At 70.6% G+C, this 9105-nt stretch carries 11 protein-coding genes, 1 tRNA gene and 1 pseudogene; 7 read left to right on the top strand and 6 right to left on the bottom strand.

The genetic code is table 11. The features are described from left to right. A partial coding sequence (locus DW299_RS00205) for an amino acid ABC transporter ATP-binding/permease protein (RefSeq protein ID WP_136035225.1) occupies window positions 1-881 on the top strand: 881 nt, incomplete at its 5' end. A gap of 37 nt (window positions 882-918) precedes the next feature. Here DW299_RS00205 and DW299_RS00200 read toward each other — a convergent pair. Continuing rightward, window positions 919-1695, bottom strand: coding sequence for a hypothetical protein (locus DW299_RS00200; protein ID WP_136034697.1), 777 nt, complete (start codon window positions 1693-1695; stop codon window positions 919-921). A gap of 140 nt (window positions 1696-1835) precedes the next feature. Here DW299_RS00200 and DW299_RS00195 point away from each other — a divergent pair, with 140 nt between their 5' ends. Then, window positions 1836-2882 (top strand): hypothetical protein, encoded by a 1047-nt coding sequence (locus DW299_RS00195; protein WP_136035224.1) that lies wholly within the window; start codon window positions 1836-1838, stop codon window positions 2880-2882. Window positions 2883-2927: 45 nt separating this feature from the next. Next, a tRNA-Ser gene (locus DW299_RS00190) sits at window positions 2928-3018 on the top strand. 137 nt (window positions 3019-3155) lie between these two features. Here DW299_RS00190 and DW299_RS18735 read toward each other — a convergent pair. After that, a complete protein-coding gene (locus DW299_RS18735; protein WP_168443041.1) occupies window positions 3156-3929 on the bottom strand; it encodes a DUF4839 domain-containing protein in 774 nt (257 codons plus the stop codon). 145 nt (window positions 3930-4074) lie between these two features. On the opposite strand from DW299_RS18735, the gene DW299_RS19430 reads away from it, so the two are divergent. Continuing rightward, the gene (locus DW299_RS19430; RefSeq protein ID WP_206252715.1) at window positions 4075-4755 is read left to right on the top strand and encodes an SHOCT domain-containing protein; all 681 of its coding nucleotides are present in this window, start codon (window positions 4075-4077) and stop codon (window positions 4753-4755) included. 54 nt (window positions 4756-4809) lie between these two features. Further along, the gene (locus DW299_RS00175) at window positions 4810-5115 is read left to right on the top strand and encodes a hypothetical protein (RefSeq protein WP_136035221.1); all 306 of its coding nucleotides are present in this window, start codon (window positions 4810-4812) and stop codon (window positions 5113-5115) included. Window positions 5116-5173: 58 nt separating this feature from the next. Here DW299_RS00175 and DW299_RS00170 read toward each other — a convergent pair whose 3' ends face one another. The 3 genes from DW299_RS00170 to DW299_RS00160 all read right to left on the bottom strand — a co-directional run bounded on the left by DW299_RS00170 (window position 5174) and on the right by DW299_RS00160 (window position 7890). Next, complete coding sequence (locus DW299_RS00170; protein ID WP_136035220.1) at window positions 5174-5869, bottom strand: TMEM175 family protein; 696 nt, start codon at window positions 5867-5869, stop codon at window positions 5174-5176. A gap of 47 nt (window positions 5870-5916) precedes the next feature. Beyond that, window positions 5917-7077, bottom strand: a complete 1161-nt coding sequence (locus tag DW299_RS00165; RefSeq protein ID WP_136035219.1) for a glutathione-independent formaldehyde dehydrogenase — start codon at window positions 7075-7077, stop codon at window positions 5917-5919. Between the two features lie 195 nt (window positions 7078-7272). Continuing rightward, window positions 7273-7890 (bottom strand): TetR/AcrR family transcriptional regulator, encoded by a 618-nt coding sequence (locus DW299_RS00160; protein ID WP_136035218.1) that lies wholly within the window; start codon window positions 7888-7890, stop codon window positions 7273-7275. A gap of 75 nt (window positions 7891-7965) precedes the next feature. Between DW299_RS00160 and DW299_RS00155 the strand changes: the two genes are divergently transcribed. Both DW299_RS00155 and DW299_RS00150 read left to right on the top strand, forming a co-directional pair. After that, window positions 7966-8346, top strand: a complete 381-nt coding sequence (locus DW299_RS00155; protein ID WP_136035217.1) for a DUF1761 family protein — start codon at window positions 7966-7968, stop codon at window positions 8344-8346. 17 nt (window positions 8347-8363) lie between these two features. Next, window positions 8364-8648 carry a DUF1905 domain-containing protein gene (locus tag DW299_RS00150; RefSeq protein ID WP_136035216.1) on the top strand — a complete coding sequence of 95 codons (285 nt, stop codon included), beginning with the start codon at window positions 8364-8366 and terminating at the stop codon, window positions 8646-8648. 48 nt (window positions 8649-8696) lie between these two features. Here DW299_RS00150 and DW299_RS00145 read toward each other — a convergent pair. Then, a pseudogene (locus DW299_RS00145) lies at window positions 8697-9105 on the bottom strand (hypothetical protein); the annotation flags it as partial.

Raw genomic sequence — 9105 nt, 5'->3', positions numbered from 1 at the left:
GGGCGCTCGCGGCGGCCGCGCCGGGACTCGCGACCGGGGCGATCGATGCGCCGTGGCTCGCGGTCGCGGTGCTCGTGCCGATGGTGGTGTTCGAGGTGTTCGGGGCCGTGCCGATCGCCGCGGCCTCGTGGCGCAGCGTGCGGGCGAGCGCCGAGCGCATCGTGGACGTGCTGCCGGAGCGCATGCCGTCGGAGCTGCGGACGGACGCGGGGGAGGATGTCGCGTTCGACGGCACACCGCGGGTCACGCTCCGCGGGGTCGCGGCGCACTGGCCCGGAGGGGTTCCGGCACTGCGCGGCGTCGACCTCGACCTCCGGCCCGGGGAGCGCGTGCTCGTGACCGGTCCGAGCGGTGCGGGCAAGAGCTCGCTCGCGGCCGCCCTGGTCGGGTTCCTCCGCGTGACAGGGGAGTACCGCATCGACGGGCGCGACGCCGCGGCACTGTCGGGTCCGGCGCTGCGCCGCACGATCGGCCTGTGCGAGCAGCACCCGCAGCTGTTCGATGAGGATCTGCGGCAGAACCTCCTGTTCGCCAGGGACACCGCGACCGACGCGGAGCTCCTCGACGCGCTCGACCGCGTGGGGCTCGGGGCGTGGGCGCGCGACCGCGGGGGCCTCGACGCCAGGGTGGGCGACCGCGGGGCGCTGGTGTCGGGCGGCCAGGCGCAGCGCATCGCCCTGGCCCGCGCGCTGCTCCGGGGGTTCCCGGTACTGGTGCTCGACGAGCCGACCGCTGGTGTGGACCCCGAGGCCTCGGACGCCCTGCTGCGCGACCTGCTCGACGCCGCGGGCGACCAGACGGTGCTGCTGATCTCGCACGTGGATCCCCCCGCGGGAACGGTGGACCGGGTGGTGCGGCTCGACGGCGGTCGCACGCTCTGAGGCGTCGCGCGACCGGCGTCGCGGCGGGACATCGAGGTCAGACGCTCATGTCGACGGGCGGCTCCATCACGATGCCCTGCGCCTCGAACGCGCGGCGGCGCTCCTCGATGCGGCGGTGCATCTCCACCTGCGCGGCCTCGACCAGGCGCGGGTCGAGCTCGACGGTGGGCGGGTGCGGGTCTCCGTGGTGCGCGGCGATGTAGGCGTCGAGCTCGGGGCCGCTGGTCCACGACGTGATGAGGGCGTACCGCGGGGCCGTGCCGCGGTGCCACACGGCGTGCCAGAACCGCTGCGTGTCGATCACGATGCGGGAGCCGGCGTGCAGGGGCAGACGCACCTCGGTCGCGGGGTCGAAGCGGTCGGAACGGAGGATGAGCATCGACTCCGTGTCGTCGGTGAGGTTGACGTAGCCGCGCACCACCCAGCCCGTGCCCGGTTCGTTGAGCCGGTTGTTGTCGTCCTGGTGCAGGTTGTAGATCGCGTCGGCGTAGTCGTTGGGCTGCAGCTCGATCACGCGGCACCGGCCGATGCCCGCGCCCGGCTCCAGCGCCCGGCTCTGCAGCGTCGGCGCGATCGCGACCTGCGCGTCGATCCACACGCCGTCCTTGTCGGTGCGCGGAGGCGTGCGGTTCCAGAAGCCGTTGCAGTCGATGTCGCCCGCGTAGCTGGTGAGCGGGGCGAAGCGGGTGATGCCGGACGAGCGCCAGCCGACGTACTCCAGGTCGCGCCACTCGGCGGGATCGATGGGGCTCGTGTCGTCGTCGAGGACGACGTAGCCGGTGTCGGCGAGAGCCTCCGAGGTGATGAATGCCATGCTGCTGTCCTTCCCGTCGATGCCACCCCAAGACGGCGGGTTCTTAGGCAATCCTAACCGGCTGGTGCGGAGGTGCCGGGCGCCACGACCGGGCAAAAGGCGCGGGCGGTCGCGCTGCACCCCACCGATATCCTGGGGCGATGACGCAGCCCCAGGGTGCCCTTCTCGTGGGCAGTGTGAACTACGACGACGCCGAGACCACGATGCGCACGGCGGCGGAGCTGCTGGGCGACCGCCTGCGCCGCCTCCCCGACGGCGAGGTCGGCAAGCGGTTCCACTGGATCATGTTCCAGCCCGACGTGATCGGCCGGGCCGACGGCATCGAGCGGATCGGCGACGAGCCCATCCCGTTCCCGGCCGGCATCGACGCGCGGGGGCTCCGCCTCGCCGAGGGCGTCGACCCCGCGCGCATCGAGCTGCCCCCGCTCGGGTATGCCGAGGCCGCTCTCGAGTCGTACGCCCTGTTCACCCGGCTCCGCGAGGAGGGTGCCGTGGCGCCGGGCACCCGGTTCCAGGTGTCGCTGCCCACGCCGCTCGCCGTGATCTCCTCGTTCTTCCACGGCGACGACCGCGCGGCGATCGAGCCGGTGTACACCGCGGCCATCCTGCGCCAGCTCGATGAGATCCTCGCCGGGATCCCGCACCACGACCTCGCCGTGCAGTGGGACGTGGCCAGCGAGATGGGCATCATCGAACGCGCGTCGGGCTACGGCGCGGTCATGGAGGCGTGGTGGCCGGGCGATCCGTTCGACGGGCTGGTGTCGCGCCTCGCCGCCCTCGTCGACGCGGTGCCCGCCGACGTCGAGGTGGGGGTGCACCTCTGCTACGGCGACGCGGGGGAGAAGCACTTCTTCGAGCCGTCCGACGCCGGGAACCTCGTGCGCTACGCGAACGCCGTGGCCGCCGCGAGCTCCCGACCGCTCACGTGGCTGCACCTCCCGGTGCCGATCGCCCACGACGACGCGGCCTACTTCGCCCCGCTCGCACAGCTCGAGCCCGTGGACGAGCTGTACCTCGGCCTCGTGCACCGGGAGGACGGCGAGGAGGGCGCCCGTCGACGGATCGCCGCAGCGGCCCCGTTCGTGCCGGCGTTCGGCGTCGCCACCGAGTGCGGCATCGGTCGCGCCCCCGCAGGCTCGACCGAGGGCATCCTCCGCACCCACGCCGCGGTCGCCGTGGCCTGGTGACCGCTCGATTCGCGCGGCCGCCCCGTCTGTCGTAAACTGATCCGCGGTGACGTGTCCGAGCGGCCGAAGGTGCAACTCTCGAAAAGTTGTGTAGGGTAACCCCCTACCGTGGGTTCAAATCCCACCGTCACCGCCACCACGAAGGCCCCGACTCCCGTTGATATGACTGGGATGCGGGGCCTTCGTCCTGTCCGGGGTGACGGTTCCGGTAATGCGCCGGTGCTGAGCGGATCGATCTGTCGTTCGCCGGTCGCCATTCCGGGCGATGGCGGCTCAGCGCACGCTGGTCTGTACCGGCTCGAGAAGGAAGAGCTGACCGTCGATCGAGCCGACGCGAGCGATGACGTGGAGGTTGTCGCCGACGCCGATCGTGTCCGGCGCGTCATCGGTCAGGTGCAGGTCGTTCGTGATGTTGACGTCGCGGAACTGGAAACTCGGACCACCGTTCGAATGGGTCTCGCTGTAGTCGCCGTTCGCGATGAGGATGTCGTAGCGGGTCGTGGAGCCCTCATGCGGATTCATCGCCCCGATCGCGCCGTCGAACTCGATCAGCTGGCCCGCGTACTGCGCGGCGAAGGCCTCAACGGTCGGGCCGTCCTGGGGACCCGTGAGCAGCGCCGCGAGGTCGGCGTTGTTCTCGATCGTCAGCGGAGTCTCCTCGGCGGGAGCCGTCACGGTGGGCTCCTCGGGCTCCGTCGACGGCTCGCCTCGCGGCGCGACGGCTTCGGAGCTGGGAGTGTCTGCCGGTGCCGGGCTGCCCTCTTTGTCATCGCCGGTGACCGCGACCATGATCCCGATGAAGATGCCGAGGACCACCAGCGCGCCGCCGATGATCGCGAGCGGCTTCCACGGAAACGGCGGCTTGGGGCGGCGGAAGACGAGCTCGGTGCGGATCCTGCCGGTCTTCTGGGTGACGAGCTCCCAGCCGTCCTTCTCCCACTTCGCGGTCATGAGCTTCTCGGTGCCGCGGACCGTCTGAACGCTCCTGGTCTCGTACTTCACCGTCTCGGCGGCAGCTTCAGGGCGCACCTCAGCGTTCGTCATCATCGGGCTCTCCTCCCAGATCCCGGGAGGACAGCGCACTGCCGGGTCATCGCGAGCATATCGGGTGCTGCCCGACCCCAGACGGAACGCGAGCACGCGGATGGCCTCCGCTACTCTCAGCTGAGAGAGACCCCACGAAGGAGAAGACATGGGCCTGTTCGACAAGGTGAAGGATGCCGCCTCGCAGGCGGCCCAGGCGGGCATGGACAAGGCGCGCGCCGCGGTCCCTGGGGTGTCACCCGCTGCGTCCGTGGCCCCGGCTGAAACTGTGATGACGGTAGCCGCAGAGCCGCGGCCGATCATCGAGCTGGAGAGCCACATTGACGGCCGGAACGCGAAGGTGCGCCTGTGGGCGGACCGGCTCGAGTGGGAGCGCCCGCGCGGGGTTTCCGGCGGCAAGATCACTGCCGGAGTGCTCACCGGTGGCGTCTCGCTGCTGGCGACCGGGGTGAAGGGCGGCAAGGACGAGCACGACATGGTTCTGCTCAAGCACGTCACCAATGTCACGAGCCGCAAGGACGGCCTGAAGTACTACGCCGTCGACGTCCAGACCTCGGCGGGTGCCGCGGTGAACACAATCACCTTCCGAGTGAGCAGGGACGAGGCGGCGCAGTTCCGCTCGGTGATCCTCGGCGCAATGCAGGAGCAGGAGGCGAAGGCCTCGGCACCGGTGGTCGTTCAGGCGCCGATGTCCGCCGCTCCCGCGCCGGCGGCCGCTGCGCCGGATCTCACCGCTCAGCTGCAGCAGCTCGCGGCGCTCCGTGACGCCGGCGTGCTGACGGAGGAGGAGTTCGCGGCGAAGAAGGCGGACATCCTGGCGAGGATCTAGGGGTCAGAGCCCACGTTTCTCCCGGGGCATCGCTCATGCGAGATGGATGACACGGTGAACACTCACGACCGGCACGACGAGATCGACCCCGAAGAGGCCGTTGAGCTTCGGCGGGAGCTGGAGGAGATCAGAGTCGAACTCGAGAGCATCTCGCGCGATCGAATGCGATGGCCGGAGGGGTCCCCCCTCCACCTGCAGGATCGCTCGGAAGAGCTCGAGTCCAAGGCAGACGCGATCCGCGCGCGGCTCGGCATGCCTCCCGGGACCGGCAGGCCGCCGAGAGGGAGTTGGTGGGGATGGCCTGCGTTGATCGGGGTCACTGCGGCGATCTTGGCCGGTGTCCTCTTGTTCACGCGCTGATGATGCGTGGCCCAGGACGGGGGTCACAGCCCACCGTCACCCTCGTCCCGTCCTGGGGTCAACGCTCGTCCTGCTTCCCCCGGGGGAAAGGCCGGGGCGCCCGGTCGTGCCCGTGGCTGGTGATGCCGTAGAACACGGGGATGGCGAGGAAGATCACGGACGCGACCAGCGGATGCACGAGGACTCCGAGCAGCCCGGCGGCGAGGTAGAGGGCGACGCCGATGAGCGCGCGCGGTCGCTCGTGCGCGAAGTACGAGTCCTCCACGTCGTCGTTCGTGAGGTCGGGATGCCGCGCCAGATGCGAGAAGAAGACGAGCCAGGCCGAGCACAGCAGGGCTCCGATGAGGGCATACAGCGCGACCGCGACCCGCTCGTCGGTGAGGTTGCCCGTCCGCGCCGTCTCGGCGATCACCGCGGTGGGCCACGGGATCAGGGCCAGGGCTGCGAGGATGCCGAGGTTCGCCCACTGCAGACCGCGGTCCATCTCGCGGATGCGGGTGAAGGCGGCCTTGTGATTCAGCCAGATGACGGCGAGGTAGGCGTATGACGCCGCATAGGCCAGGTAGGTCGGCCACTCCTCGAGCAGCGCGGTCAGCAGCTCGCCCGGCTCCGCTCGGGGTGGTCGGAGGTCGAGCACGAGGAGGGTGATGACGATCGCGATGATCGCGTCGCTGAACGCCACGGCGCGTCCGGGTTCCGCGCGCGTGCTGCGGCCCTTCTGCGGTCGGGGCTCCGGTGCGCCGCTCGTCGCCATCGCCTCACCCTCCTGTTCGACTCCTGCTGCGACTCAGTCCCGGTCCGTCACGCCGCGTCCGGTGCCTGGTCGGGGTGGAGGACGACCTTCGTCCAGCCGTCGTCGCGCTTGTCGAAGTGCTCGTACGCCTCCGGGGCCTCTTCAAGGGAGAGGTCGTGGCTGACGATCCGTGACGGCGTCGCCTTCTCTCCGGCGATGAGGTCGCGCAGCGCCCGGTTGTACTTCTTCACCGGGCACTGGCCGCTGCCGAGCTTCTGGCCGCGGAACCAGAACTCCCCGAAGTCGAAGGCGAGCTTGCCCTGTTTCGCCAGCTCGTCCGAGGCGCCGGGGTCCTGCGGGATGAACACCCCGACCACGCCGATCTCACCGGTGAACCGCACCGACTTCACGAGCCGGTTCAGCGTGAGGGTGGGATCCTCGGCGCCGCCGGGGTCGTGGGCCTGATAGCCGACGCACTCGCATCCGTTGTCCGCGCCGAGCCCCATCGTCATCTCGGTGACCGCCTCGACCGGATCCACCGCCGAGTCGTCGATCGCGATCGCTCCGATCTCCTCGATCTTCCGCAGGCGGTCGGGGTGCCGGTCGACGACCATGACCTTGCCGGCGCCCTTGATGATCGCCGAGTATGCCGCCATGAATCCGACGGGCCCCGCTCCGTAGATGACCGTCTGGTCGCCGGGCTTCACGTGCGCGAGCTCGGTGGCGTGGTAGCCGGTGGGGAAGATGTCGGCGAGCATCACGTAGTCGTTCTGCTTCTCCTCGGCATCCTCTCCCAGTCGCAGGCAGTTGAAGTCCCCCCACGGCACGCGCAGGAGTTCGGCCTGCCCGCCCGCCCACGGACCCATGTCGGCGAAGCCGTACGCGGCACCCGCCCATTCGGGCACCGGCTGCGCGGTCAGGCAGTAGTTGGTGAAGCCGCGCTCGCAGTTCTTGCAGTGCCCGCAGGCGACGTTGAAGGGGATCGCGACGTAGTCGCCCACCCTCACCTTGTCGACTCCGTCGCCGACCTCGATCACCTGGCCCAGGTTCTCGTGACCGAACCATCGGCCGGTCTCGAAGCTCGTGCGGCCTTCGTACATGTGCAGGTCCGACCCGCAGATGTTCGTGGTGGTGATCCGGACGAGTACGTCCGTCGGACGTTCGATCCGTGCGTCCGGTACGTCGGTGACGTTGACCGAGCGCGGACCCTCGTAGACGACTGCTCTCATTTCCTCTTCCTTTCAGCGATGTGAAACGTCGATGGGGTGTCGCAGTGAATCGGGGTCGGGCTGATCACCTCGCTTCGTCCGTGTCGTGACGTGGCTCTCGGGGCTGCGGAGAGCCCGGCCAGCGTGGCCCCGCACCCGGGGGCGAACTGAGGGCCTTTCCAGATCCGCGCCGACGGAGGACAATGCAGGCGCGGGTCAGGGCCGTCCGTAGCGGGCGAGGAACGCGTCGACCGCGCGGGGCACTGGGCCGCCCGTCTCGTCGACCCCCAGCAGTTGCGCGTTCAGGGCGGGCCCGATCACGAGCCACGTGAACTCGGAGGCCGCGGCGTGCGCATCATCGATCTGCAGCCCGCGGTCGACGGGGAGCTGCGCGAGCGTGTCGGCGAGGTTCTGGATGTTCCGGTTCCAGCTCTCCTCGAGGTAGAGCCGCGCGACCTCGGGGTGGGCCGGGGCCTCGGCGATCACGAGGCGTCGCATCCGCAGCACGGGCTCGCTCAGGATCCCCGCGCGCATGGTCTCCGCGAGCTCGGTGAGGCCGCGGCGCACATCGTCGTCGGCGGCGAGCCGTTCGAGCGCCGGGCGCATCGCGTCGCGGCCCGCGGCCGCCCACTGCCGCACGACCGCGGTGTACAGCTCGGTCTTGGAGGAGTGGTCGCGGTAGAGCGAGGCCTTGGAGATGCGGGCCCGTCGGGCGACCTCCTCCATGGACGCCCCGGCGTACCCGTGCTCCAGGAACACGTCGCGCGCGGTGGCGAGGAGGGCGTCGCCGGTGAGTCCGGGCGGGCGGCCGGGGCCGGAGGCGCGCGAGGTCATACCGCCCACTTTAGTACTTGACAGTTCTCTATGCCGAGCGTAGTTTCGTACCAATCGGTACTAAAGGAGCCGCTCATGATCGTCCTCGGCATCGCCCTCGCCACGGTGGCCTCGTTCCTCGCCAGCGCCGCGCTCTACGCCATCCCCGCGGTCTCGACGCTGATCGCACGGACCAGCACCCCGCGCCCCGGGCTCCCCGTTGCCGTGCAGATGCTCACGGTCGTCGTCCGCAGCCTGCTCGCCGCCGGGCTGATCGCCGGGCTCATGGCGACCGCGGGGTGGCACGGCGCCGCAGCCGGAGCGCTGCTCGGGCTCGCGCTCTCCGTGCTTCCCCTCACCCTGCTCTCGGGCGGCGTGATCCACGAGAACACGGCCGTGCCCGCGGCCGGTGTCCACCTGCTCGACTGGGTCGTGAAGCTCGTGCTCACCGGCGCCATCGTCGGGCTCTTCCTCTGAACGGCACGGGAGCCACCATGACGAACAGCACTCCGCTCGACATCACCTTCACCGCGACGCTCGGCAAGGTCCGCGACGGCGACACCTGGACGTGCGTGCAACTGCCCGACTCGGCGACGGTCTTCGGAACGCGCGGCCTGGTGAAGGTCGCGGGAACGGTCGACGGCGAACCCTTCCGCGGCGCGTTCATGGCCCTCGGCGACGGCACGCACAAGCTCCCCGTCGCGGCCGCCATCCGCCGGCGCATCGGCAAGACCGACGGCGACAGCGTCACGGTGCACCTGACCGAGCGCCTGAACTGACCGCGGGTCTCGGCACGGCCCGCACCGGTGGTCCTAGTGCCGGTGGTCCTAGTGCCGGTGGCGCCAGCGGTGCGCGCAGAGCCCGATCAGGACGACCGCGGTGCCGAGCGCGAAGCCGGGCACGTCGACGATCATCGCGGTCGCGGCGCCCGCGAGCCCCGCGAGCAGCACCCCCTGGAGTGCCCAGGCGAAGCGCACGGCGCCACCGAGGTCGCCCATCGGCGTCGGCATCGGCGCGAGCAGCGCGGGCGGAAGCGGCCCCTGGAGTGCGGTTGCCAGCCGCGTGAGGACCCCGAACAGTCCGAGGAGCAGCACTCCGAGGACCGGTGGCCAGACGGTCGACCCCGTCGCGGCCGCGCACACGACCGCCACCACGAGCAGCACGGCGGTCGAGACGGACACCGGGAAGAGGGCGTGTCCGGCGAGGAGTCGTTCGTCGCTCATCCCATAGAGCGGC

This window comes from Microbacterium sp. K35 (assembly GCF_004794375.1).
GTDB classification, from domain to species: Bacteria; Actinomycetota; Actinomycetes; order Actinomycetales; family Microbacteriaceae; genus Microbacterium; species Microbacterium sufflavum.
This window is presented reverse-complemented; position numbering and strand designations above follow the sequence as displayed.